The organism is Micromonospora sp. ZG13 (genome assembly GCF_059359355.1).
Genome location: NZ_JCADBQ010000003.1, coordinates 453,796 through 478,376 on the forward strand (window position 1 = coordinate 453,796; position 24,581 = coordinate 478,376).

Below are 24,581 nucleotides of genomic sequence, written 5' to 3' on the forward strand. Positions count from 1 at the left end.
CGGGGCCAGGGTTCTCCCCGACGACGTCCGCTGCGGCCCCGTGACAGGGTGGGGCCATGCGGGGCGAGAACGACGCGACGATCGTGGAGGAACGGCTGCGGGAGCTGGGCGCGCGCCTGCGGGGGCCGCGCCGCCTCAGGTCCGACCTGCTGGCCGAGGCGCGGCACGGGCTGCTGGACGCCGTCGACGCGTACCGGGAGAGTGGGCTGCCGGCGGCGGAGGCGCAGCGCCGGGCGGTGGCCGAGTTCGGCGCGCCGGCGGAGCTCGCCCCGGCCTACCAGGCGGAGCTGGCGGCGGGTGCGCTGCGCGGGCTGTCGCTTCGGGTCGTCGCGCTCGCCACGGTCGCGTTCGTCGCCGGCGACCTCACCTGGCAGGGGGCGAGCTGGGACGGCTCCCCGCCGCCGGCCGCCTACCAACTGCTATCGGCGTCGGTGGGCTGGATCTGGGCGGCGGCGTTCGTGCTGGCCGCGATCGGGCTGCTGCCGGCGGGGCGGTCGGCGCTGCGCGGCCGTGCCGTGGACCGGGCGGTGGGGACGGCCCTCACCGGGGTCCTCGCCCTCGGCGTGCTGGCCGGCTCGACCCTCTTCGCGTGGTCGATCGGCCTCTGGGACGCCGCGCTCACCTGGCCGCCCATGATCATCGGCACGGTGGTGGCCGCCGCCGGCTACCTCTGGCTCGGCCGGGCCGCGCACACCTGGCTGCTCGCCACCCGCTGAACCGGCGGTCAGGCCGGGGCGGTCGGCGGGGTGTCGGTGTCGAGGAAGCGGCCGACGGTGGAGCGGAACTCGTGCCACCCCGACCGCTCGCCGGCCAGCGCCCGCCGGCCCTCGTCGGTGAGCTGGTACGTCCGCCGCTCCCGCCCGTTGACGGTGCTCCAGGTGCTGGCCACGTGGCCGGCCCGCTCCAGCCGACGCAGCGCCGGGTAGATGGTGCCCGTCGGCAGGTCGAGCTGGCCGTCGCTGCGGCTGCGCAGCGCCTCGATGATCGCGTAGCCGTGCAGCGGACCCTGCTCGAGCACCGCGAGCAGCAGCGCGTCGAGGTGTCCGTGCAGCGCCTGGGCCTTCATGCGTAGCAACGCTACTTGTCGGCGGGCGGGACCGCCACCGGGGTGCGGGCACCGGTCTCCCGGAGACGCCCACTAGGGTATGTGCCCAGAGTCACTCGTCGGCGGCGGACGCCGACGGGTGGGCAACCCGAAGCACACGGAGGTCAGCGTGGCCCGCCAGTCGCCCCAACGGCCCGACGCCGACGAGCCCGAGCTCGACGACGCCGACGCCCCGGCCGAGTCCGGCACCGCAACCGTCTCTGCCGAGGCCGCCCGCGCCCTCTGGGACGAGCTGCGGATCGACCCGGTGGAGATCGCGCTGCCCGCCGGCACCGGCTACACGCTGCGGGCCTACCGCCCGGCTCGGGAGCTGACCCCGACCGACGTCGCCGAGCGCGACCAGGACGACCCGTTCCTGGCCCGCCGCCAGGTCGCGGAGGAGGAAGAGGAGGACGACGACGAGGCCGTCGTCATCCTCGACGAGGAGGTCGCCCAGGAGTTCGCCGAGAGCGACGAGGAGGAGGCCAAGGGCCGCCGCCGCGACGCGACCGACGACGAGGACGCCAAGGCCGACTCCGAGGACGAGGACGAGGCGGGCGACGAGGAGGTGCCGGTCTTCCTCAGCCACCGCGGGAAGCTGCTGCTCTTCAAGACGCCCGAGTCGCTGGTCAGTTTCGTCCGGTCCGGGGCGCCCAACGACCTGTCTCAGCTGGACAGCTGGAATGAACTGTCCGAACGGGTGGAGCCGGCCGACATCGCGCCGCTCGACGAGGACGTCTACGAGCTCGACCTGGTGGTCGAGAACCTCCGCGGCGGGCACGACACCTGGGACCCGACGCTGCTCATCGAGGCCGGCGAGGTCGCCCGCGACCTGGCGTACGCGCTGCGGCTGCCCGCGGTGCTGGACATGCTCTCCGCCGGCTCCAGCCTCGACGATCTCGACGAGGCGCTGCGCGCCACGGTCGACGGCGGCGTCGGCGGCTTCTTCGGGCGGCGCCGACTGAAGAAAATCGGGGCACAAACCGCAAGTCTGGGTTGGCGCACCATTGTCGGGAAGATCTCTGCGGTCGTGGACTGGCGCGACTGACCCTTTACGGGGAGCATCAGTCTCTGGCAGTGAAAGCCTTGTGTCCCGGGAGGAGGACGACGCCGTGGCGCTCGTGCGCGTGTACTGCGGTCTGGCCTCGGCGGATCCGGCCGACCGACCGGTCTCGGCCGGTTCGACGCTGACGTCCGCTGTGGTCGACGACGCAGGCCGTCTGCTGCATGTCTGCGAGATCGGCGACGACCCCGCTGGCTACGCCCAGCTGGTCGCGCTGCTCGTGGAGCGGTCGGGCGGGCCGAGCGGTGCGGCCATCGCCGCCGACAGCGACGACCACACGGTCACCTCGCTGCTCAGCGCGGCGGGTCGTCCACTGGCGATCGCGGACGACGACTCCGTCGACGACTTCGCCGAGCGCTTCGCCGACGACGACTCCCTGGAGGAGATGCAGTCGCCCCCGGCCGAGCGGCGTGCCGTCGGCCTGGCCCGTGCCCTGCAGGCCGGCGCCCTCTCCGCCGTCACCCTCCCGGCTCCCCGGGACCTCGCCGGCTACAAGCAGGTCCTCGCCGCGCACGCCGCCCTGGCCAGCGGCCGGCACTCCGCCGCCGTCGCGCTGCGGGAGGTGCTGCGCGAGCTCTACCCGGCCGCGTTGCGCGCGTACCCGGACCCGGCCGAGCCGGTCTCGCTGGCCGTGCTGGACGCGCTGCCCGAGCCCGGCATGCTGACCGGCACCGTGGGTCGCGGCGGCGACGCCCCGGCGGAGGCGGTCGCGACGCGTCTCGCCGCCGACGGGGTCGCCGACGCCGACGACCTCACCTCGGCGGTGACCGCCCTGCGGGTCGCCATCAGCGAGACGCCCCGACGCGCCACCGTCAACCGCGCCCTCACCTCCGCGGTGGCCGACACCGTACGGCAGGCCGTCGCCTCCGTCCGGGCCTGCGACGCCGGCTGCCAGGCCCTGGTCGGCGCGCTCAACGAGCGGGTGGGCGCGCCCGCCACGCCGGCCCCGGGCCGCCGCGCCGCGACCCGCCACGGCGAGCCGCTCGGCGACGCGCCCGGTCGCGCCCCCGCCGGCGCGCTGCCCGGCCTGACTCCCACCGGCGGCCTGTCCGGCCTCGCCCCCACCGGCGCCGCTCCGCGTCCCCTGCGGCCCGCCGAACCCGAGCCCGCCCCGGGCGGTGGCCGCCGCAGCCGGCCCGAGCCCGTCTCCGGCACGACGGCGCCCCCGGCCCCCCGGCCGCTCGGCCCGCCGCCGGTCGCCCCGGCCCCCGTCACCCCGCCCCCGGTCGCGCCGACGCCGGTCACGCCGGCTGCGGTCGCCGGTCCCCCGGTCTCCGCGCCCCCCTCGCGGCCCGGAGCGCTGCCGAGCCGGATCGACGGTCCGACCAACCGGCCGGTGTCCGCGCCGCCGCCTCCGCCGCCGGGGATCACCCCCATCGCCCCGGCGCAGCGTGGCGCGGTGCCGCCGGCCGAGGCGGGCGAGCCGTTCCGCCCGACCCTGACCACCGCGGCGATCCAGAACGCCCGCGCCGAGCGCCAGCGCACCGTGATCCCGCCCCGGCCGAAGACGAACGTCGAGCCGGCCCCGCCCACCGGCGGTTTCAGCGCCACCGACCTCAGCGTTCCCGTGCCCACGCCCCGGCCCGACCAGGAGGCCACCCCGGCCGCCCGCACGGAGCCCGCTCCCCCCGGCTCCCGGGCGAACTGGCCGCTGGTCAACAACCCGGAGGACCCGGCCGACAGCTCCGCCAAGAACCCGGTCGCCAACTCCTACGGAGAGCGCGGCGGACGCGGCGTCGACGCCCCGACCGATCCGGGGGCGGAGCGCCGGGTCACCCCGCCCTGGCTGGCCGACGACCTGCCCCAGGAGCCTCCGGTGCTGCGGTTGGTCGAGCCGCCGCCGCTGGCCGACCGCGCGCTGCGCGGCGGGACGGGTCCCGCCCCGGACGCGCAGCCCGAGACGCCTCCGCTGCGGCTGGTCGACCGCGAGGAGGCCGCACGCGGTGGCCGACCTGTCCCCCGTGACGAGCGGCCCGCAGCCGAGTACCGGCCGGCGCCCCCGGTCGAGCGCCGGCCTCCGCCGGTATCCGACGAGGGCGACGGCGACCTGCTGATCTTCGCCCAGGCCAAGTCCGCCTGGTTCGTGGGGCACGACGACGAGTCCAACCTGGACTGGTCCACCACCGCGGACACCGGCTGGCAGGCGGCCGAGCAGGCCGCCCGCCCGGCGGTCGGCGCCGAGACCCCGGCCGGGCTGCCGAAGCGGGTCCCCCAGGCCAACCTCGTCCCCGGCTCCCCGCTGCGGGACGAGCGACCACTGCGGATCGTCCGCGACGCGGCGAGCCTCGCCGAGAACACCACCGGCTACTTCCGTGGCTGGCGCCGCGGGCAGGAGATCGGCGGGTTCGCGGTGGGCGGTCGGCCCGGTCGCGAAGCCGCCGGGGGCTGGGACTTCACCCGTGACACGGGCGACCGCGACGACGACCGGGAATACGAGTACCGCTCCGCCGGCTACCGCTCCTGACCGCCGGGAAATCGCCTCCCACCTGCGTGTTCATGCCCACACCCGGATAATTTGACGCCACCTCGCGGCGGCCGGGAGCATACCGGCGGAACAGCCGGCGGCAGGGGTCGTCGGGTGGGAAGGCGACTCATGGCGACATCGGCAACCGGCTCCTCCGCGTTCACCCGCCGTGGCCTGCTGGCCGCGACGGCGGGCACGTTCCTGCTCAGCGCCTGCGGGCGAGGCGAGGGGGACGCGGGCGGTCCCGCCACGACGGTCGCGCCGGGCGGCCAGGAGCTGCTGATCGGGGTCAGCCTGGAGCTGACCGGCCCCGGCGCCGCGCTCGGCGTACTCCAGCAGCGGGCGTTGGAGATCACCCTCGAATCGCTCAACGCCAAGGGCGTCCCGATCGGAAACCTCCGTCGCGCCGTACGGCTCGAGGTGCGCGACAACGCCGGCGACCCCGCGCTGGCAGCCCGGCAGGCCACCGCGCTGGCCCGCGACACCGGCGTGCACGCCCTGCTCGGCGGCACCATGGCCGAGACCTCGATGGCTCTGGTCCAGGTGGCACAGAAGGAGCGGGTGCCGTTCCTCTCGCTCGCCTTCGGCGACGGGATCGTGCTGCCGCTGGCGCAGCGGACGTACGTCTACAAGATGACTCCGGACGCCGGCGACATGGCCCGTCGGCTCGCCCGGCTCATCGCCTCGCAGCGGCTCTCCCGGGTCGCCGTGCTGGCCGCGGCCGGCCTGCACGGCGAATCGGGCGTACGGGCGATGCGAGGTGCCCTGCGCACGGCCGGGGTGACGCTGGCCGCCGACACCCTGCTGCCCCGCACCGGCGAGGACTTCCGCCCGGCGGCCCGCGCGGCGGCGGGTACCCGCCCCGACGGGGTGGTGGTGTGGGCGACCGCCCCCGACTCGGCCGCCGCCGTCGGGGCGCTGCGCCGGGCCGGCTACGACGGGCCGGTGTTCCTCGACGCGGGCGCGGTGGCGGAGCAGACCCTCCAGGGCGGGAACGCGGCCCTCCTGGAGGGCGCGTACGCCGTGCACCCGACCTCGCTGGGCGGGGCGATGCTCGCCAACACCACCATGTCGGCGTTGGAGCGCAAGGAGTTCGTCTACCGCTACGTGCAGCTGCACGGCGGGTTCAGCGGCTTCGCCCCGTACGCGTCCGACGCGGTGCAGCTCATCGCCGACGCGGCCCGGCTCTCCACCAGCGTCGACCGTGGACGGATCCGCGCGTTCCTCCAGAACCAGGTCACCGAGGGGATGGCGGGGATGTACTCCTTCACCCCCATCCGGCACGGCGGCATGGACCAGGGCTCGCTGGGCGTCTACACCGTCAGCGCGGGTGCCTGGACGCGGGTGTCCTGACCCCGCCCCGACGGGCCACCCGAGCGCGCCCGGCCAGCGCGGGCGGCTCACCGCGCGGGCCAGGCCCGCGCCCCGCGACCTGGACAGCGACGAGCGCCCGGTGGCGGCCGAGGCCGTCACCGGGCGCGTGTCGCGTCGATCAGGCCGGCGCCACGGCGCGCGAGCGCCGCATGGTGAGCACGTACTCGACCAGCGAGATCAGCACGTGCTTCGTCGACTCCCGGTTGCGGGCGTCGCACGCCACCACCGGCACGTCCCCGGAGATCGCGAGCGCGTCCCGGACGTCCTGCGGATCGTGGTACTGCATCCCGTCGAAGCAGTTGATGGCCACCAGGTATGGCAGCCGCCGGTGCTCGAAGAAGTCGATCGCCGCGAAGCAGTCGGCCAGCCGGCGGGTGTCCACCAGCACGACCGCGCCGATCGCGCCCCGGACCAACTCGTCCCACATGAACCAGAACCGGGTCTGACCCGGCGTACCGAACAGGTACAGGATCAGGTCACGGTCGATCGAGATGCGGCCGAAGTCCATCGCCACCGTGGTCGTCGTCTTGCCCGGCACCTGCCGGGTGTCGTCGACGCCCACGCCGGCGGAGGTCATGATGGCCTCGGTCGTCAGCGGCGTGATCTCCGAGACCGAGCCGACCAGCGTCGTCTTGCCGACGCCGAATCCACCGGCGATAACGATCTTCGCCGACGTCACGCGCCCACTCGGGGTCGGCGGGCGGTGCGACATGTCAGAGCCTGCGAAGTCCACTCAGCACCCTCTCCAGCAGTTCAGTGCCCACCGCGTCGTCCGAGTCGTCCAAGATGGTCGGCTCGTGGACCGCGACCAGGCCGTCCGTCGCCATGTCGGCGATGAGCACCCGGGCCACACCGAGCGGGAGCTGCATCCGCGCCGCGATCTCGGCGAGCGACTGCACACGTCCATCACACAGCGCAGCGATGTACTGGTGCTCGCGACCCTGACCGCCGTTGCCATTGGCAGCGGCGCGGCCGCGCACCGTCGTCTCGACGAGCGCCTCCAGCGCGATGTCGAGGCGGGGGCGGGTACGACCGCGGGTCACGGCGTATGGACGGACCAACGCTCCGGTCGGCTCGTCACGATCGACCATGTCGCCGCTCACCTCCCTCGCACCCGGCACCGGCTCCGATTGGAGCCCGTCGTCGTCGTTGTCGTCGTCGGCCCGCCGACCTCACGGGTCAACGGGTCGTCAGCCCAGCATGCCCGCAGCCGCACGTGGCTGCGGGGTCAACGCGTCGCCCACCCGGTCGACCAGCAGGGCCATCTCGTAGCCCACCTGCCCCACGTCGCAGCTGCGGGCGGCGAGCACCGCGAACGACGACCCGTCCGAGATGGACATGAGGAACAGGAAGCCATTGTCCATCTCCACCACTGTCTGCAGCACCGCGCCTCCCTCGAAGCAGCGGGCCGCACCCTGGGTGAGGCTGACCAGGCCGGACGCGATGGCGGCCAACTGGTCCGCCCGGTCCCGCGGGAGGTCCCGTGACGACGCGAGGAGCAGGCCGTCCGCGGAGACGGCGACCGCGTGCGCGACACCGGGTACCCGGTCGGCGAAGTTGGCCAGCAGCCAACCGAGATCCTGCGTAGTTGTCATCGTTCTTGCTCCTTCTGCCCGCTCCCGGCCACCGGGCCTGAGCCAGACTGCGAGGATTGCTGCCCTCCCGGAGTCGCCTCCGGGCTGGTCGGGTTGTCCGACGGGTTCGTACGACCCCGCTGCACGCCCCGATGGTAGGCCGACAGGAGGCCGCGGACACCCTCCGGCGTACGCCGCTGCACCGACGTGGTGGGCTTCTCCACCGCACCGGGCACCAGCTGCGCCATCGGGGTGCGCTTCGGCAGCCCCGTCGAGGTGGTCGCCGCGACGGGCACCTCGGTCGCCGCGGTGGCGGCACGCCACCCGTCGTCGGCCGCGGTCTGCCAACCGCCCGTCTGCTGCTGAGCGGACCGCCGGTGACCGAAGCTGTCGGCGAAGGCGGGGCGGGCACCCCCGTTGGCCGTCGATCCGTTCTCGCGCGGCGCTCCTCCGGCCGCCGGAGTGTCTGCCATCGGTGCGTTACCTGTCGTCCCGGGTGGTGTCGGCTGCACGGCCCGACCGCCGGCGTCGACCCGGGCGAACTGCTGGGTCGATCCACTGTCGGTCGGCGTCTTCGCGGCGGCCGTCGCCGCCTCCTCCGGCCCCGGGCGGCGGGTACGGAACCAGGCCGACTCGAGCTCCCGGAAGATCGGCAGCTCCATCGTCTCGTCCGCGTACCGCTGCCTGTTCTGGACCGGCGGCGTGGCCGGCCGCGTCTGCGGAGCGGCCGGGGTCGGCGGGGCGGTCGGCGCGGGAGCGGCCGGGGCCGGCGCGCCGGAGCGCGGCACCCGCGGCAGTTCGGTGGTCATGTCCAGCGCGGCGGCCAGACGCTCGGGCACCGGCGGGGTCGCCGCGTCCCGGTCCCCACCGGCGACCGGCGGCCAGGCCGGCGGCGCAGGCGTGGCCGGGCCCGGCGCGCCGGGACCCTGGCGCTGGGGCAGCGGGTTGGTCGGCGGCGCCGAGACCGGCATGCCGGAGTACGGCGCGGCCGAGACCGGCGGACCCGAGTAAGGGTGGCCGGAGACGGGTGACGCCGAGACGGGCATGCCGGAGACCGGAGGGCTGGACACCGGCGGTGCGGAGTAGGGCGCCGGCGGGGTCGACACCGGCGGGCCCGCGTAGGGCACGGGCGGCGCGGAGACCGGCGGCACGGAGTACGGCCGGGCCTCGGGGGTGCTGGGCAGCTGCCGCGGGACGGCCTGCTGCTGACCCGTGGCGTCCTGGTCGTCGGCCGACCGCCGCTGCGGCAGCGGGTCGATCGACTGGCCGTTCGAGGTGCGCGGCTGGAAGGCCTCGCCGCCGTTGAAGCCGCTGGCGCCGGTCAGGTCGGACCAGGCCGGCATCGACCGCGCCGCGCCGGCCGAGGCGGGTGCGCCGGCCCCGTTGCGCGGCGCCGGGTCGAACGGCCGGCCGCCCAGGGTGACCTGGTTGCCGGACTCGCCGGGGCGCTGCGTGGGCATCGGGTTGGCGGGGCCGTTGCCGAGGGCCGGCAGGGCGCCGAAGGCCGGGGCCGGGCCGGACGAGCGCGGGCCGGGCGGCGGCAGCGCGGGCAACGACTGCGGGCGGCCGGAGAGCGCCCGGGGCACGAGCACCGAGGTCGGCATGACCACCTCGGCGACGGTGCCCCGGTCGGTGCCCGGACGCAGCTCGACCTTGACGCCGTGCCGGGACGCCAGCCGGGCGACCACGACCAGGCCCATCATCCGGGAGACGGCCACGTCCACCTGCGGCGGCGTGGCGAGCCGCTCGTTGAGGTCGTGGAGCTGCTCGGGGCTGATCCCGATGCCCCGGTCCTCCACGTAGAGCGACGCGCGGTCGCCCACACGCCGGGCCTCCACCATGACGTGCGAGTCCGGCGGCGAGAAGGCGGTGGCGTTGTCGAACAGCTCGGCGACCAGGTGGACCAGGTCGTTGACGGCGTGCGCCGCCACCTCGATGTCCCGGTCGATCACACCGAACTCGATGCGGGTGTAGTGCTCGACCTCGGACTGGGCGGCCCGGAGCACGTCGATCAGGGCGGCCGGCTCCCGCTGTACGCGGGTGGAGTCGGCGCCGGCGAGCACGAGGAGGTTTTCGTCGTTGCGGCGCATCCGGGTCGCCAGGTGGTCGAGCTGGAACAGCTCGGCCAGCCGGTCCGGGTCCTCCTCGCCGCGCTCCAGCCGGTCGAGGTGACCGATGAGGCGGTCGACCAGGATCTGCGAGCGGCGGGCCAGGTTGACGAACATCGTCGCGACGGACGCGCGCAGCGCGGCCTGCTCGGCGGCGGTGCGGACGGCCTCCAGGTGGACCGCGTTGAACGCCTCGGTCACCTGACCGAACTCGTCCTTGCTGCGCACCGGCAGCGGCTCGGCGATCTGGTTGGCGAGCTGCACCGGGGAGAGCTGGCCGGTCACCTTGGGGTCGCGCAGCCGGGCCACGGCCTGGGGCAGGCCGTACTGGGCGATGGAGAGCGCGCCCTGACGCAGGTCGCGCAGGGAGCGGGCCATCGAGCGGGCGACCAGGTAGGCGAAGAGGATCGCCAGGAGCAGCATGCTCAGCAGCAGGCCGGTCTCCAGGAACACCTGACGCTGCACGTCCGAGCGCAGCTTCTCGGCGCCCGCGACGACCTCACGGTCGATCTTCGACTCGACCGTGCGGATCAGCTTGGCGTTGGCCACCATCGCCGCGTCCCACTCGTCCGCGTCGAACGGGGCGCCGGTCAGGCTGTCGGCGGTGGTGATGCCGTTGAGCCAGCTGTTGTAGGTGTTCGCCTCGCGCAGGTCGGGGCCGGCGACCACCTGGGCGTAGTACTCCTGCTCCGGCTGGCTCGCCACCACCTGGAAGCTCTGCAACCACTGGCTGGAGCCGGTGCTGGTGGCGATGTACTCGTTGCGCAGGTTGGGGGTGAGCCGCTGCTGGATGAAGGCCCGGTGCACCACGTCCCGGCGGCGCGACAGGAACTCCTTGTTGCGGGCGGTGGCGGTCGACGCGCGCATCTGGTCGCTGAGCTCGTTGTCGCCGGCGAGCTGGGTGGCCGAGTCGCGGATGCTGATCAGGTCGTCGATCAGGCCGTCGTACGCCTGCATGGCCGGGACGAGCCCGAGCTTGCCGTTGAAGACCTGGCTGCGGGTGCCGGGCAGGTCGGTCAGCGTCTGGTCGATCTCGCCCAACAGGGTGTCGAGGTTGGCCGGGAGGTCCTCGACCTCGGCCCGCTGCTGCGAGTACAGCCGCTTGGCCTTGTCCACGCTGGTGTTGGCCTGCTCGTACGCCTGCTTGTAGCGGGCGCTGTCCTGGTTGCGCGGCACGCCCAGCAGGCGCAGCGCGTTGGTGCGCTCGTTCTGGAGGGTGTCGACCAGGTCACCCGAGTAGCCGACGAGGTTGGCCAGGTCACCGGCCCGGTTGGCGTTGTTGAGGGTCTCCAGGTGGTCGACGAGGCCGCTGGTGCCCACGACCACCGTGGCGATGGTCGGCACGATCATGATGAGACCGAGCTTGGACCAGATCGGCATGTCGCGGAGCCGACCGGTCGGCCGGCGCAGACGCGACAGGAAGGAGCCCGCCGCCTTTGGCCGTTTGCTCACGTCACCGCCCTCGCGAAATTCTGGAACTGCGTTGCCCCTGGACAACGCCCAGCGGCCGACCCCACGGGCCGGACCATTCGAGATTCCATCACGCCACCTGCGAAAGAGAAAGCCCAGGTTGGCCGCAGCGGGAGGTGTGATGAGATGTTGATGCAATTTGATAGCAATCCGTCTGGCCGGAGTCACTGAAGGTAATGAAGCACCCCCATCGCGTTGTCCTGCTCGCCGGCCCTTCCGGGTCCGGAAAGTCGTACATAGCGCAGCGAACCGGCCTTCCGGTGCTCTGCCTGGACGACTTCTACAAGAACGGCGACGACCCTACGTTGCCGCGACGAAACGGCCTGGTGGATTGGGAGTCGCCCCGCTCCTGGGACGCCGCGGCGGCCGTGGAGACGATTGCCCGGTTGGCCAGTGAGGGCAGGGCCGATGTGCCGGTCTACGCGATCGGTGCGGACCGCCGGGTGTCCACCCGGCCATTCGAGGTCGCCGGTTCGCCACTTTTCGTGGCCGAAGGGATCTTCGCAGCCGAGATCGTCGAGGAGTGCCGTCGGCGCGGGGTGCTCGCCGGGGCGTACGCCCTGCGTCGGCCCCGGGGCGCGACCTTCGTCCGCCGCCTGGCCCGCGACCTCGCCGAGCAGCGCAAGGCGCCCCGGGTGCTCGTGCGCCGCGGCCTGGCGCTGCTGCGCGCGGAGCCGGCGGTGCTGCGGCGGCAGACCGGCCTGGGCGCCGAGGCGGCCCGGGCGGGCGAGGTGCTGCGCGCGGTGGCCGGCATGCTCGCCGGCCACCCGCACCGCTCCTGAGTCCCGCCGCGGTCAGCCCAGCAGCTTGCCGTACGCGGGCTTGATCACCTCATCGATGATCTTCAGCCGCTCGTCGAACGGGATGAAGGCGCTCTTCATGGCGTTGATGGTGAACCACTGGAGTTCCTTCCAGCCGTAGCCGAAGGCGTCCACCAGCAGGGCCATCTCCCGCGACATCGACGTGCCGCTCATCAGCCGGTTGTCGGTGTTGACCGTCACCCGGAACCGCAGGTCCCGCAGCAGCCCGATCGGGTGCTCGGCGATCGACGCCGCGGCGCCGGTCTGCACGTTCGACGACGGGCACAGCTCCAGCGGGATCCGCTTGTCCCGCACGTACGCGGCCAGCCGCCCGAGCACCGGCTCCGTGCCGGGCGTGATGTCGTCCACGATGCGCACCCCGTGGCCGAGCCGGTCCGCCCCGCACCACTGGATCGCCTGCCAGATCGACGGCAGGCCGAACGCCTCGCCGGCGTGGATGGTGAAGTGGAAGTTCTCCCGCTGGAGGTATTCGAAGGCGTCCAGGTGCCGGGTGGGCGGGAAGCCCGCCTCGGCGCCGGCGATGTCGAAGCCGACCACCCCGGCGTCCCGGTGCCGGACGGCCAGCTCGGCGATCTCCTGGGACCGGGCGGCGTGCCGCATCGCGGTGAGCAGGGTGCCGACCCGGATCGGGGTGCCCGCCTCGGCGGCCAGCGCGCTGCCCTCGACGAAGCCGGCGAGCACCGCCTCGACCACCTCGTCCAGGGTCAGGTCCCGCTCCAGGTGCTGCTCGGGGGCGAACCGCACCTCGGCGTAGACCACCCCGTCGGCGGCCAGGTCCTGGGCGCACTCCCGGGCCACCCGCCGCAGGGACGACGCGGTCTGCATGACGGCGACGGTGTGCGCGAACGTCTCCAGGTAACGCTCCAGGGAGCCGGAGTCGGCCGCCTCGACGAACCACCGGCCGAGCGCCTCGGGATCGGTGGTGGGCAGCTCGTGGCCCACCTCGGCGGCCAGTTCGACGATCGTCGCCGGCCGCAGGCCGCCGTCGAGGTGATCGTGCAGCAGCGCCTTCGGGACCTTGACGATGTCCTCGTAACGGATTGTCGCGACCATGCACAGACCCTAGTCGGCGCCGCCGGGCCGACCGACGGGACCGGCACGGATCGGCGCTCGGCGCGCCGCCCCGCCGGCCCCGCGCCAGCGGCGCCCGTTCCGGCCGGACGCCCCGCGTCGCCCGGCCGGAACCGCCGGCACGGTGGGCCGAACCTGCCGGAACGGTGGGCCGGAACCGCCCGGCGCGGGTCAGGGACGCCAGCCGTACACCCGGTCGACGGCGAGCCGGAGCACCAGGCGGCCGTCGGCGACCATCGCCGCCCGGTAGTCGGCCCAGTCGGGGTGCTCGCCCCGGATCCGTCGGTAGACCTCGACCAGCTCCTCGACGCTCGCGTCGTCGGTGGCCGCCGCCGGCGGGCCGAGCGTGACCACGCCCTCCGCGACCGCGTAGGCCCCACCGTCGGCGGTGGTGACGTGCAGGCTGGCCCGGGGATCGCGGCGCAGGTTGCGCACCTTGGCGCGGTCGCCGGTGGTGGAGCAGCGGATCAGGCCGGGTTCGGCGAGGAAGTCGAGGTTGGACAGCTGGGGCCGCCCGTCGCGGCGCAGGGTCACCAGCACGCCCCGGCCGCGCTCGCCGAACAGCTCCCACAGCCGGGCGTTCACGCCGTCACCCGCAGCGGGGCGAGGGCGGCGGCCAGCCGGGCCAACTCGTCGAGCAGCACCGTGGCGGCGGCGTCGCGCCCCGGGTCCGGCACGAGGTCCCCCGTGTCGTCCAGCGCCTGCCGCAGGAACACGGTCACCGCCTCGTTGGCCGGCATCATCTTGAGGGTGGTCACGACCTGCTTGATCATCTGGACCGCGCGCAGGCCGCCGGAGGTCATGCCGTAGCTGACGAAGCCGACCGGCTTGTACTGCCACTCCGTGTAGAGGTAGTCGATCGCGTTCTTCAACGGCGCGCTGAAGCCGTAGTTGTACTCCGGCATGACGAAGACGAAGGCGTCCGCGGCGGCGACGGTGGCGCTCCACTCCCGGGTGTGCCGGTGCAGGTAGCGGCCCTCGGAGGGGTGGTGCGGCTCGTCGTGGAAGGGCAGGTCCACCTCGGCGAGGTCGACGAGGCGTACGTCGTCGAAGGCGTCGTACGCGGTGGCGACGGCGGTGAACCAGTCGCCGATCCGGCGGCCCGCGCGGCCGGGCCGGGTGCTGGCGACGATGACGGTCAGGCAGGGCATGGCGAGGTCGCTCCCGTGGTGAGGGGCCGGACCGGGGCCGGCACGGTGAACTTCGGGATGAGGCGCTGCGCCAGCGGGCCGATGCTGACGGCGAAGAGGAGGGTCCCGGGGCCGACGGTGCCGCCGAGCGCCCAGCCGACAGCGAGCACGCCGAGCTCGATGGCCGTGCGTACCCGCCCGATCGGCAGGCCGCGGGCGGCCAGCCCGGTCATCAGGCCGTCGCGCGGCCCGGGACCGAGGCGGGCCCCGAGGTAGAGGGCCGTGGCGAGCCCGTTGAGCAGGATGCCGACGAGCAGCAGGCCGACCCGGCCGGCGACCGGGGCCACGGGCGGCAGGACGGCGAGCGCAACGTCGGCCGCGACGCCGACCACCACCGCGTTCGCGACGGTGCCGACGCCGGGGCGCTGCCGGAGCGGGATCCAGAGCAGCAGCACGGCGAGGGCGACCAGGTTCACCACCTGCCCGAGGGGCAGCCCGGTCCGGGCGGCGAGGCCCTGGTGCAGCACGTCCCAGGACGCGAGGCCCAGGTCGGCGCGGACCATCAGGGCCACGCTGACGCCGAACAGCACGAGGCCGCTCAGCAGGCGGGCCAGCCGGCCCGGCAATCTGGTTGACATGTCACTCACCCTAGGAGGCGGGTAGATGACGTGTCAACCAAGTGGCTAGGATGGTCGGCATGGAGCAACCACGCTGGCTGGACAAGCGGGAGCAGAGCGCCTGGCGGGGCTACCGGCGGATGCGCCGCCTGCTCGACCTGGAGCTGGCCCGCGAGCTGATGCGCGACGCCGGGCTCTCCGAGCCCGACTACGACGTCCTCTCCGACCTCTCGGAGACACCCGACCAGCGGCTGCGGCTCAGCGAGCTGGCCGACCGGATGCTCTGGTCGCGCAGCCGGCTCTCCCACCACCTCACCCGGATGCAGCAGCGCGGCCTCGTCACCCGCGAGGAGTGCGCCTCGGACGGGCGCGGCGCCGTCGTCGTACTCACCGCCGAGGGCCGGCGCGCCATCGAGGCCGCCGCCCCCGGCCACGTGGCGGCCGTCCGCCGGCACCTCATCGACCTGCTGACCCCCGACGAGGTCGCCGCGCTGGACGCGCTCACCCACCGGGTGGTCGACCACCTCACCGGCCGGGACGCCGCGCGAGGCTGAGCGTGGTGGTGCAGGCACCACCATCGAACCGGCGTACGCGCACCATCGAAGTGCCCCGTCCGGCTCCCTAGCGTCAACGGCACACGCAGGAGCCGACGCGGGGAGTTGCACGTGTTCACGACATTGGCCACAGCGGTGGTCCGCCGTCCGGGGCGGGTGATCGCCGGCTGGCTGCTCGCCATCGCCGCGCTGACCGCCGCCACCTTCGCCGTCTACGGGCCGGGCGGACCGCGCCCCGCCGACAGCCAGGCCGACATCCTGCCGGCCCGGTACGAGTCCGCGCAGGCCGCCGCCATCGCGGCGCGGATCTTCCCCGAGCCGCCCGGCAGCAGTGCGGTGCTGGTCGTCCGCCGCGCCGACGGGGCGCCGCTGACCGCCGACGACAGCGCCCGGATCGACCGGCTGCCGCAGGAGCTCCGGGTCGCCGGCGTCACGGAGGTGACCCCCGGCGCGGCGGCCCCGGACGGGCGGCTGCGCCTGGCCGAGGCCCGCCTGGCCGGCGACGCGCACGAGGAGACCACCGTGCAGGCGGTCGGGCGGCTGCGGGACGCCACCGACGACGCGCTGGCGGGCAGCGGACTGGTCGCCGGCTGGACCGGGCAGGCGGCCGCCGCCGCCGACAGCTTCCTGCTCGACATGATCGTCAACGGCGCCATGGTGCTGGTGATCCTGATCCTGCTGCTCGTCGTGTTCCGCAGCCCGACGATCGCGCTGCTCAACCTCTTCCTGGTGCTGCTGGTCGCGCAGGCCGCCACCGGCCTGCTCGCGTTGGGCGCGAAGGTCTTCGGGTACCCGCTGGACGCCTCCACCACGGGCCTGCTCCCGGTCGTACTGCTCGGCATCGGCACCGACTACGCGGTCTTCCTGCTCTTCCGCTACCGGGAACGGCTGCGGGCCGGCGAGGACCGCCGGGTCGCGATGGTCCACGCGGTCGGCCGAATCGGCGGCCCGGTCGCCGTGTCCGCCCTGGTCGTGGCCGTCGCGTTCGGCGCCCTCGTGCTCTCCCGGCTGGCCTCCTTCCAGGTGCTCGGGCCGGCCCTGGCCGTCGCCGTGCTGCTCATGGTGGCCGCCGCGCTGACGCTGTTCCCCGCCGTCTACTCGCTGCTCGGCCGCCGGGCGTACTGGCCGGCGAAGCTGGTCGCGGCGGACGACGGCGGGGCCGCGCCGACGGGGCTGGCGGCCCGCGCCGGCCGGCTGGTCGCCCGCCGGCCCGCCCGGGTCGTGCTGACCACCCTCGCCGTGCTCCTGCTGCTCGGCCTCGGCGCGCTGCACCACCGGCCCAGCTACGAACTCGACGCGCTGCCGCCCGGCTCCGAGTCGGCCCGGGCCCTGGACTGGCTCCGCTCCGGGCTGCCCGCCGGGACCCTCTCCCCGACCGACGTCTACCTCACGGGCCCCGGCGTCGACGACGCCGCCGCCGAACGGTTCGCCGGCCGACTCGCCGAGGTGCCGATCGTGGCGGCCCCGGCCGGCGTCGAGGTCACCGACGGCGTGGCCCGGGTGCGGGTGCTGCTCGCCGAGCCGCCGTACTCGCAGCGAGCCATCGACGCCGTGGAGACCGGGTTGCGGCCGGCCGCGCACGCGGCGGCGCCGCCCGGCACCCGGGCGTACGTCGGCGGGGAGACCGCCACCTTCGCCGACATCCGTGCCGTGCTCGACGAGGACCTGCGGCTGGTCCTCCCGGTGGCCGCCGGGCTGATCGGGCTGCTCCTGCTGCTGATGCTGCGCGGGCTGCTCGCCTCGCTGGGTCTCCTCGCCGCCGTGGCGCTCGGCTTCGCCGCCACCCTGGGCACCAGCGTGCTGGTGTTCCAGGTCCTCGGCGGGCAGGACGGGCTCAACTTCCAGCTGCCGCTGGTCGTGTTCCTCTTCGTCACGGCGATCGGCACCGACTACAACATCCTGATGGTCGCCCGGCTCCGGGAGGAGCTGCGCGCGGGACGCCCGCCCCGCCAGGCCGCCGAGGAGGCGGTACGCCGCAGCGGGCCGGCCGTCGCCGCGGCCGGGGTGATCCTGGCCGGCAGCTTCGGGGTGCTGGTCGCTTCGCCGATGATGGCCCAGATCGGGCTCGCCGTCGCCGTCGGCGTGCTGATCGCCACGTTCGGGCTCTCCTGGCTGCTGGTGCCGGCGTCGACCGCGCTCACCGGCCGGGTGGCCTTCTGGCCGGCCCGTACCCGTCCGGAGCCGGCCGTGGTGGCGACGCGCGTCCCGCCGGAGGCCGCCCCGGCCCCCACGCCGGCGCAGGGTGCCACGCCGGCTGGGACAATGGCCCGATGAGCGGGGTGCGGCGGGCTCGGCGCGAGCTGAACCAGTTGGCTGTCGCGGCGGGGCTGGCCTGCGCGGGCATCCTGTTCGCGCTGGCCACGCTCCTCACCGCCGGGCTCAGCCTGCTCGGCGTCGGCCTGCCCCTGCTCGACCGCACCCTCACCGGCACCCGGACGCTGCTGCGCCGGCAGCGCCACCGGGTGCCCGGGCCGCCGGTCCGCTCGCCGTACCGGCCCGTGTCCGGCCCGCTGGCGGCCCGGCTGCGGACGATGGCCGGCGACCCGGCGACCTACCGGGACGTCGCGTACCTGTTCGCGCACTTCGCCTACGCCCCGGTCGCCCTGGTCCTCGCCGTGGGGCTCTGGCTCGGCGTCGCGCAGGGCCTCGCCCTGCCGGTGATCCACACGGTCGCCCCCGGCGCGGTCGACAACTACCTGGGCCTGCCCATCGACTCGCTGGGCAACGCCGCGCTGGCCGTGGTGCCCGCGCTGCTGGTGGGGGTGGGGGCGTACTGGCTGCCCCGGGGGCTGGTCCACCTCGACGAGGCGCTGACCCGTGCGCTGCTCGGACCGACCGCGCGGGCGGCCCTCGCCGAGCGGGTCGTGGAACTGGCCGACACCCGTGCGCAGAGCGTCGACGCGCAGGCGGCCGAGCTGCGCCGCATCGAACGGGACCTGCACGACGGCGCGCAGGCGCGGCTGGTCGCGATGGCGATGAACCTCGGCCTCGCCGAGGAGCTGCTGGCCCGCGACCCCGAGGCCGCGCGGGGGCTGGTCGCGGAGGCCCGTACGAGCGCCGGCACCGCCCTGTCCGAGCTGCGCGACGTGGTGCGCGGCATCCACCCGCCGGTGCTCGCCGACCGAGGGCTCGCCGGCGGCCTCGCCGCCCTCGCCCTCGGCGCGGCCCTCCCGGTCGACCTGGACGTCGACCTGCCCGGCCGGCTGGCACCCCCGCTGGAGTCGGCGCTCTACTTCACCGCCGCCGAACTGATCACCAACGCGGCCCGGCACAGCGGGGCGGCGCGCGTGGCGGTGCGGCTGCGCCGGACGGCCGAAACGGTCCGGCTGACCGTCTCCGACGACGGCCGGGGCGGCGCCGACCCGCAGCGGGGCACCGGGCTGGCCGGCATCCGGCGGCGGCTCGCCGTCTTCGACGGCCGGGTCCGGATCGACTCGCCCGCGGGCGGGCCTACGGTGGTCGACGTGGAGCTGCCGTGCGAGTCGTGATCGCCGAGGACCTGGCGCTGCTGCGCGACGGGCTGATCCGGCTGCTCACCGCGTACGGCGACGAGGTGGTGGCCGCCGTGGAGACCGGCGACGAGCTGCTCGCCGCCCTGCTGGAGCACCGCCCCGACGTGGCGGTGGTGGACGTCCGGCTGCCGCCCACCCACACGGACGAGGGGCTGCGCGCCGCGCTGGCCGCCCGGGAACGGATCCCCGGCCTGCCGGTGCTGGTCCTCTCCCAGTACGTCGAGCAGCTCTACGCCCGGGAGCTGCTCTCCGACGGCGCGGGATCGGTCGGCTACCTGCTCAAGGACCGGGTGGCCGACGTGACGCAGTTCGTCGACGCGGTGCACCGGGTCGCCGACGGCGGGATGGCGATGGACCCGGAGGTCGTCTCGCAACTGCTGGCCCGGCCGACCCGGGCCGCGCCGCTGCGCCGGCTCACCCCGCGCGAGCACGAGGTGCTGGCGCTGATGGCCGAGGGGCGCTCCAACGGCGCGATCGCCCAGCGCATGGTGGTCACCGAGAAGGCCGTCAGCAAGCACATCAACTCGATCTTCGCCAAGCTCGACCTGCGCGACTGCGACGACGACCACCGCCGGGTACGCGCGGTGCTGACCTTCCTGGACGCCTGACGTGGACCCCCGCATCGTCGACCGGCTCCGCTGCCCGGTCTGCGCCGAGCCGCTGGCCGAGGAGGCCACCGGTGGCGCCGGCGCGCTGCGCTGCCCGCGCCGGCACAGCTTCGACGTGGCCCGCCAGGGCTACGTCAACCTGCTCGCCGGCCGCGCCCCGCACGCCGGGGACACCGCGGAGATGGTGGCCGCCCGCGCCGACTTCCTCTCCGCCGGCCACTACGACCTCATCTCGGCCGCCCTCGCCGCCGCCGCCACGGAGGCCGTCGACCGCGTGACGGCTGCTCGGCGCCTGCCGGCCGGGGAGGAGAACGGGGCACGCGTCGGCGGGGCGTACCCCCTGGTGGTGGATGCCGGCGCGGGGACGGGCCGGCACCTCGCGGCGGTGCTGGCGGCGCTGCCAGACGCCGTGGGTCTCGCCCTCGACGTGTCGAAGCCGGCGCTGCGTCGGGCCGCCCGCGCGCACCCGCGCGCGGCGGCGGCGCTCGCCGACACCTGGCAGCGGCTGCCCCTGGCCGACGCCGGCACGGCCGTGCTGCTGAACGTCTTCGCACCGCGCAACGGCGCCGAGTTCCACCGGGTCCTCGACCCGGCCGGGTCCCTGCTGGTGGTCACGCCGGCCGCCGACCACCTCGCCGAACTGGTCGGCGCCCTCGGCCTGCTCCGGGTCGACCCGGCCAAGGCGGACCGGGTCGCCGAGAGCCTCGGCGGGCACTTCACCGAGGTGGCGGCGGCCGAGCACCGGCGCGAGCTGGCGCTGACCGGCCCGGAGGTCGCGACGCTGGTCGGGATGGGTCCCAGCGCCTGGCACACCGATCCGGCCGGGCTCGCCGCCCGGGTGGCCGCCCTCGCCGAGCCGGTCCGGGTGACCGTCGCGGTGCGGCTGACCGTCTGGCGCCCCGCCCCGCGCTGACCGCCCCTCAGGTGGAGAGGTCGACCTCTTCCCAGCCGGGGGGCTCGTCGTGGTACGGCCCGCGCAGCATCACCGCCCATTCCAGCGCCCAGCGGCGCTGGCCGATCGCGTTGGCGTCGACCAGCCCGGGCGGCGTCCGGCCGGCCCGTTCCGTCTCCAGGTACGCCCAGTCCAGGCAGTAGTGCAGGTCCAGCAGGGCGGCCGCGTCGGCGGGGTGCTGCGGGGCGGTGAGGATCCGGGCCCGCCACTGGCCGAAGGTCTCCCCCTCGGGGATGTGCGGCATCCGCTCCACCAGCCGCTCGTCGACCGGCAGCGTCGGGTCGAGCTGCTTGGTCAGGCCGAGGACCCAGGCCAGGGCGAAGAGCGCGTCGTGGTGCAGCACGAACGACCGGTGGTCGCCCTTGCCGCCGGTCACGAACTGGAACTCCGGCGGCGTGACCATCTCCACCAGGTGCGAGGCGAGCAGCCAGCTCATCGCCGCCTGCGGCGGCATCCCGAAGCAGCGGGCCAGGATCAGGTGCAGCACCGCGATGCGGGCCTCGATCTCCACCGTGGGGCGGAGCTCGATCTGGTCGCCGGGCTCCCACACGAGCGGGAACTGGGCGGGCGGCAGCGGGAGACGCAGCCGGGACAACTCGTCCAGGCTCGCCTCACGCACCTCCCGCGGATCGGGGGCAGGTACGGTCACGGCGAAAGATCCTGTCTGCTCGCGACGACTCGGCGCCGGTTGTCCCCCCTTGGCCAGGGAGGATAGCGGTCCGAACGGGCGGACACCATGCCGCCCCGGCGACCGCCGCGCTCAGCCGATCCGCTCGATCACCAGCGGCTTCGCGGCGGGCGCGACCGGCGCGATCCGCACCGCCCGCGCGGCGTCGTCCCGCGCCGCCGGGATGCGGGCGGCGTCCTGCGCGCGCAGCTCGTAGAGCGGGTCGCCCGCCCGCACCGCCTCGCCCGGGCGCTTGTGCAGCACCACCCCCGCCGGCACGCTGACCGGGTCCTCCTTGCGGGCGCGTCCGGCGCCGAGCCGCCAGGCGGCCACCCCCATGTCGTACGCGTCGATCGCCGCGACGTAACCGTCGGTGTCCGCGCGGACCACCTCGACCTCGTTGGCGGTGGGCATCGGGGCGTCCGGGTCCCCGCCCTGGGCGCGGATCATCGCCCGCCAGGAGTCCATCGCCCGGCCGTCGCGCAGGGCGGCCTCCGGGTCGACGTCCGGCAGCCCGGCCGCGTCGAGCATCTCGCGGGCCAGCGCCAGGGTCAGCTCGACCACGTCGGCGGGACCGCCCCCGGAGAGCACCTCGACGGACTCGGTCACCTCGACGGCGTTGCCGATGGCCAGGCCCAGCGGGGTGGACATGTCGGTGAGCAGGGCGACCGTCCGTACGCCGTGCGCGCCCCCCAGCTCGACCATCGTCCGGGCCAGCTCGCGGGCCTGCTCGACGGACTTCATGAACGCGCCGGAACCGACCTTCACGTCGAGCACCAGCGCGCCGGTGCCCTCCGCGATCTTCTTGCTCATGATCGAACTGGCGATCAGCGGGATGGCCTCGACGGTCCCGGTCACGTCGCGCAGCGCGTACAGCTTGCGGTCGGCGGGGGCGAGCCCGGCGCCGGCCGCGCAGATCACCGCGCCGACGTCGCGGAGCTGGGCGGTGAACTCGTCGTTGCTCAGCGCCGCCCGCCAGCCCGGGATCGACTCCAGCTTGTCCAGGGTGCCGCCGGTGTGCCCGAGGCCCCGGCCGCTGAGCTGCGGCACGGCGGCGCCGCAGGCGGCGACCAGCGGGGTGAGCGGCAGGGTGATCTTGTCACCGACGCCGCCCGTGGAGTGCTTGTCGACGGTCGGCCGGTCGACGGCGGAGAGGTCGAGCCGCTCCCCGCTGGCGATCATCGCGGCCGTCCACCGGGCGATCTCGGGTGCGGTCATGCCGCGCAGCAGGATCGCCATGGCCAGCGCCGACATCTGCTCGTCGGCCACCACCCCCCGGGTGTACGCGTCCACCACCCAGTCGATCTGCGCGTCGGAGAGCACACCCCCGTCCCGCTTGACCCGGATGACGTCAACCGCCGTGAAAGCACTCATCACAAAAGATCTTTCTCGTCGTTATGGCGATACCGGTTCGCGGACCGCGCCCACCAGGGCTGGGGCCGACCGTGACCGGCGGAGGGATCAAGCCTGACCGCCCGGAGCCGGTCACGGTCGGCCCCAGCCGCTCTAAGCTCAACCACCCCAGCGGGCAGGAATCTCCATCGGCGGCTCACCCTCGCCCGCCCAGAAGATCGCCCCCGAGGCGTCCACGACCACCACCCGGGGCGTACGGGCCAGACCCCACGTGATCGCCTCCGCCGGGTCGCCCCAGCTCGGGCCCTCCTCCAGCACGCCGGTCTCGGCGCCCTCGTCGTCGCCCGCCGACCGCTCCCAGTAGGCCGTCCAGACCTGCTGGCCGGCGGAGAGGTCGGGGTGCACGAAGACCGTGCCGCGCCCACGCCAGGCGGCCAGCCGATCCGGCACCACGGGCACCGGGGCCTCCCCGGTCACGGCCTCCAGGTCGGCGACGTCGAAGGCGTGCGGCAGCAGCTCGGCCATCCGCAGCGGGCCGCCCTTCGCCTCGATGAGGCACTCCGGCCCGCCCTGCTCCCAGAGCAGCTGGCGGCACCGGCCGCACGGCATCAGCGGCTCGCCGGTGGCGTCGACGCAGGACAGGGCCACGATCCGGCCGCCCCCGGTGGCGTGCAGCGAGGAGACCACGCCGCACTCGGCGCAGAGCACCACGCCGTACGCGGCGTTCTCCACGTTGCAGCCGACCACCACCCGGCCGTCGTCGACCAGCGCGGCCGCCCCGACCGGGAACTTCGAGTACGGCACGTACGCGTGCCGCATCACCTCGGTGGCGGCGTCCCGCAGCCGCTCCCAGTCGATCTCCATGTGGTACTCCCCCGTCAGCCCTTGATGTACGGCTTGCCGTCGGCGGCCGGTGCCCGGACCCGGCCGACCAGTCCGGCCACCGCCAGGATCGTCGCCAGGTAGGGCAGCATGGCGAGGAACTGGCTCGGAATCGCGCTGTTGATGGCGCCCAGGTAGGTGGCGAGCTGGTCGGCGAAGCCGAAGAAGAGCGCCGCGAGCAGCGCCCCCGTCGGGCTCCACCGGCCGAAGATCAGCGCGGCGAGGGCGATGAAGCCCTTGCCGCCGATCATGTTCTTGGTGAACGAGTAGAGCGCCAGCGTGTAGGAGGCGCCGCCGATGCCGGCCACCACCCCGGCGAGCAGCACGTTGCGGTAGCGCAGCCCGAGCACCTTGACGCCCAGGGTGTCGGCGGCGGTGGGGTGCTCGCCGACCGAGCGGGTACGCAGGCCCCACCGGGTGCGGAACAGCGCGATGTGGATGACCAGCACCAGCAGCAGGCCGAGGTAGAGGAAGATGTTGCCCCGGAACAGCGCCGGGCCGAGCAGCGGGATGTCCGACAGCAGCGGGATCTCCCAGTTGCTGAACCGGGGGGCGCTGTTGTACTTCTGCGCGTTGGTCTGCATCAGCCGCTCGTAGAGGAAGCCGGTGACGCCGACGGCCAGCAGGTTGAGCACGATGCCCATGACGACCTGGTCGACCAGGTAGCGGATCGAGAAGACGGCCAGCAGCAGCGAGATGAACGCGCCGCCGATCGCCGCCGCGACCAGGCCCACCCAGACGTTGCCGGTGAGGCTGCCGAAGAGCGCGCCGCTGAAGGCGCCCATCAGCAGCTGCCCCTCGATGGCCACGTTGACCACGCCGGAGCGCTCACAGAGCACACCGGCCAGCGCGCCGAAGACCAGCGGCAGGGCCAGGATGAACGTGCCCCGGACGATGTTGACCAGCGGCATGAAGTTCTGCCCGGCCGGCGCGTCGGAGACCTGCCAGCAGAGGAACGACAGCACGAAGCCGACCAGGCCGACGCCGAGCACTACGGTGAACCAGCGCTTCGGCAGCCCGGCGAGCATCGCGACGCCGGCGGCGACCGCGACGAGGCCGAAGAGGATCGCGCCGAGGGTGCCGTGGATCTTCAGGGCGGCGCCGGCGGCGTCCTCGCTGAGGGTGAAGCGGGCCTGCTCGCCGGTGGCGAGCGCCCCGAACAGCACCGTCGCCAGCAGGCCGAGGGCGAGCAGCACTGCGCCGACCTTGCGGGTACGGGTCCAGAAGCCCTGGTCCACAGGGGCGACCGCGACGTCTTCGACAGCCATCGTGGACAT

Annotated in this window: 23 protein-coding genes; 10 read left to right on the top strand and 13 right to left on the bottom strand. The window is 74.6% G+C overall.

Going from position 1 to position 24,581, the window contains the following annotated elements; translation table 11 throughout:
* The first annotated feature begins 56 nt into the window (after positions 1-56).
* The gene (locus AC5L34_RS09590) at positions 57-716 is read left to right on the top strand and encodes a permease prefix domain 1-containing protein (RefSeq protein ID WP_494824511.1); all 660 of its coding nucleotides are present in this window, start codon (positions 57-59) and stop codon (positions 714-716) included.
* An 8-nt stretch (positions 717-724) separates the two neighbouring features.
* Here AC5L34_RS09590 and AC5L34_RS09595 read toward each other — a convergent pair whose 3' ends face one another.
* Positions 725-1,066 carry a PadR family transcriptional regulator gene (locus tag AC5L34_RS09595; RefSeq protein WP_363620355.1) on the bottom strand — a complete coding sequence of 114 codons (342 nt, stop codon included), beginning with the start codon at positions 1,064-1,066 and terminating at the stop codon, positions 725-727.
* A gap of 118 nt (positions 1,067-1,184) precedes the next feature.
* Here AC5L34_RS09595 and AC5L34_RS09600 point away from each other — a divergent pair, with 118 nt between their 5' ends.
* The 3 genes from AC5L34_RS09600 (at position 1,185) to AC5L34_RS09610 (ending at position 5,964) form a co-directional block, all read left to right on the top strand.
* Positions 1,185-2,132 carry a SatS C-terminal domain-containing protein gene (locus AC5L34_RS09600; protein WP_441174431.1) on the top strand — a complete coding sequence of 316 codons (948 nt, stop codon included), beginning with the start codon at positions 1,185-1,187 and terminating at the stop codon, positions 2,130-2,132.
* 40 nt (positions 2,133-2,172) lie between these two features.
* Complete coding sequence (locus tag AC5L34_RS09605) at positions 2,173-4,611, top strand: transposase (protein WP_494824514.1); 2,439 nt, start codon at positions 2,173-2,175, stop codon at positions 4,609-4,611.
* A 129-nt stretch (positions 4,612-4,740) separates the two neighbouring features.
* On the top strand, positions 4,741-5,964 hold the full coding sequence (locus AC5L34_RS09610; protein ID WP_494824515.1) for an ABC transporter substrate-binding protein: 1,224 nt from the start codon (positions 4,741-4,743) through the stop codon (positions 5,962-5,964).
* A gap of 139 nt (positions 5,965-6,103) precedes the next feature.
* On the opposite strand, the gene AC5L34_RS09615 is transcribed toward AC5L34_RS09610, so the two are convergent.
* The 4 genes from AC5L34_RS09615 to AC5L34_RS09630 all read right to left on the bottom strand — a co-directional run bounded on the left by AC5L34_RS09615 (position 6,104) and on the right by AC5L34_RS09630 (position 11,119).
* Positions 6,104-6,697: a GTP-binding protein gene (locus AC5L34_RS09615; RefSeq protein WP_089002065.1), complete on the bottom strand. Its 594-nt coding sequence runs from the start codon at positions 6,695-6,697 to the stop codon at positions 6,104-6,106.
* A 1-nt stretch (position 6,698) separates the two neighbouring features.
* The gene (locus tag AC5L34_RS09620) at positions 6,699-7,076 is read right to left on the bottom strand and encodes a DUF742 domain-containing protein (RefSeq protein ID WP_350685443.1); all 378 of its coding nucleotides are present in this window, start codon (positions 7,074-7,076) and stop codon (positions 6,699-6,701) included.
* A 99-nt stretch (positions 7,077-7,175) separates the two neighbouring features.
* Entirely contained in the window at positions 7,176-7,580 is a 405-nt protein-coding gene (locus AC5L34_RS09625; RefSeq protein WP_067370442.1) for a roadblock/LC7 domain-containing protein, read from the bottom strand.
* Positions 7,577-11,119 carry a sensor histidine kinase gene (locus tag AC5L34_RS09630; protein ID WP_494824518.1) on the bottom strand — a complete coding sequence of 1,181 codons (3,543 nt, stop codon included), beginning with the start codon at positions 11,117-11,119 and terminating at the stop codon, positions 7,577-7,579. The genes AC5L34_RS09625 and AC5L34_RS09630 overlap by 4 nt, the downstream gene beginning before the upstream one ends.
* 278 nt (positions 11,120-11,397) lie before the next feature.
* Between AC5L34_RS09630 and AC5L34_RS09635 the strand changes: the two genes are divergently transcribed.
* Positions 11,398-11,919: an ATP-binding protein gene (locus tag AC5L34_RS09635; protein ID WP_441174437.1), complete on the top strand. Its 522-nt coding sequence runs from the start codon at positions 11,398-11,400 to the stop codon at positions 11,917-11,919.
* 12 nt (positions 11,920-11,931) lie between these two features.
* On the opposite strand, the gene AC5L34_RS09640 is transcribed toward AC5L34_RS09635, so the two are convergent.
* From AC5L34_RS09640 to yczE, 4 genes are all read right to left on the bottom strand, one after another.
* Positions 11,932-13,011, bottom strand: coding sequence for an adenosine deaminase (locus AC5L34_RS09640; RefSeq protein WP_441174438.1), 1,080 nt, complete (start codon positions 13,009-13,011; stop codon positions 11,932-11,934).
* A gap of 189 nt (positions 13,012-13,200) precedes the next feature.
* Positions 13,201-13,614 (bottom strand): PPOX class F420-dependent oxidoreductase, encoded by a 414-nt coding sequence (locus tag AC5L34_RS09645; protein WP_441174439.1) that lies wholly within the window; start codon positions 13,612-13,614, stop codon positions 13,201-13,203.
* Positions 13,611-14,180 (bottom strand): NADPH-dependent FMN reductase, encoded by a 570-nt coding sequence (locus tag AC5L34_RS09650; protein ID WP_441174441.1) that lies wholly within the window; start codon positions 14,178-14,180, stop codon positions 13,611-13,613. Before AC5L34_RS09650 ends, AC5L34_RS09645 begins: the two co-directional genes overlap by 4 nt.
* Positions 14,168-14,797 carry a membrane protein YczE gene (gene yczE, locus AC5L34_RS09655; RefSeq protein ID WP_494824521.1) on the bottom strand — a complete coding sequence of 210 codons (630 nt, stop codon included), beginning with the start codon at positions 14,795-14,797 and terminating at the stop codon, positions 14,168-14,170. The genes AC5L34_RS09650 and yczE overlap by 13 nt, the downstream gene beginning before the upstream one ends.
* A gap of 59 nt (positions 14,798-14,856) precedes the next feature.
* Between yczE and AC5L34_RS09660 the strand changes: the two genes are divergently transcribed.
* From AC5L34_RS09660 to AC5L34_RS09680, 5 genes are all read left to right on the top strand, one after another.
* Positions 14,857-15,330, top strand: a complete 474-nt coding sequence (locus tag AC5L34_RS09660) for a MarR family winged helix-turn-helix transcriptional regulator (RefSeq protein ID WP_494824523.1) — start codon at positions 14,857-14,859, stop codon at positions 15,328-15,330.
* Between the two features lie 111 nt (positions 15,331-15,441).
* Positions 15,442-17,604 (top strand): MMPL family transporter, encoded by a 2,163-nt coding sequence (locus AC5L34_RS09665; protein ID WP_494824524.1) that lies wholly within the window; start codon positions 15,442-15,444, stop codon positions 17,602-17,604.
* Positions 17,601-18,818: a sensor histidine kinase gene (locus tag AC5L34_RS09670; protein ID WP_494824526.1), complete on the top strand. Its 1,218-nt coding sequence runs from the start codon at positions 17,601-17,603 to the stop codon at positions 18,816-18,818. Before AC5L34_RS09665 ends, AC5L34_RS09670 begins: the two co-directional genes overlap by 4 nt.
* Positions 18,806-19,450 (top strand): response regulator transcription factor, encoded by a 645-nt coding sequence (locus tag AC5L34_RS09675; protein ID WP_101414110.1) that lies wholly within the window; start codon positions 18,806-18,808, stop codon positions 19,448-19,450. Before AC5L34_RS09670 ends, AC5L34_RS09675 begins: the two co-directional genes overlap by 13 nt.
* A gap of 1 nt (position 19,451) precedes the next feature.
* A complete protein-coding gene (locus AC5L34_RS09680) occupies positions 19,452-20,363 on the top strand; it encodes a putative RNA methyltransferase (protein ID WP_494824528.1) in 912 nt (303 codons plus the stop codon).
* Between the two features lie 7 nt (positions 20,364-20,370).
* Here AC5L34_RS09680 and AC5L34_RS09685 read toward each other — a convergent pair whose 3' ends face one another.
* The 4 genes from AC5L34_RS09685 to AC5L34_RS09700 form a co-directional block, all read right to left on the bottom strand.
* Positions 20,371-21,051 (bottom strand): DUF4272 domain-containing protein, encoded by a 681-nt coding sequence (locus AC5L34_RS09685; protein ID WP_363620380.1) that lies wholly within the window; start codon positions 21,049-21,051, stop codon positions 20,371-20,373.
* A gap of 111 nt (positions 21,052-21,162) precedes the next feature.
* A complete protein-coding gene (locus tag AC5L34_RS09690) occupies positions 21,163-22,443 on the bottom strand; it encodes a thymidine phosphorylase (RefSeq protein ID WP_494824530.1) in 1,281 nt (426 codons plus the stop codon).
* 138 nt (positions 22,444-22,581) lie between these two features.
* Positions 22,582-23,286, bottom strand: a complete 705-nt coding sequence (locus tag AC5L34_RS09695; RefSeq protein ID WP_363893431.1) for a cytidine deaminase — start codon at positions 23,284-23,286, stop codon at positions 22,582-22,584.
* A gap of 14 nt (positions 23,287-23,300) precedes the next feature.
* Positions 23,301-24,581 (bottom strand): ABC transporter permease, encoded by a 1,281-nt coding sequence (locus AC5L34_RS09700; protein ID WP_441174447.1) that lies wholly within the window; start codon positions 24,579-24,581, stop codon positions 23,301-23,303.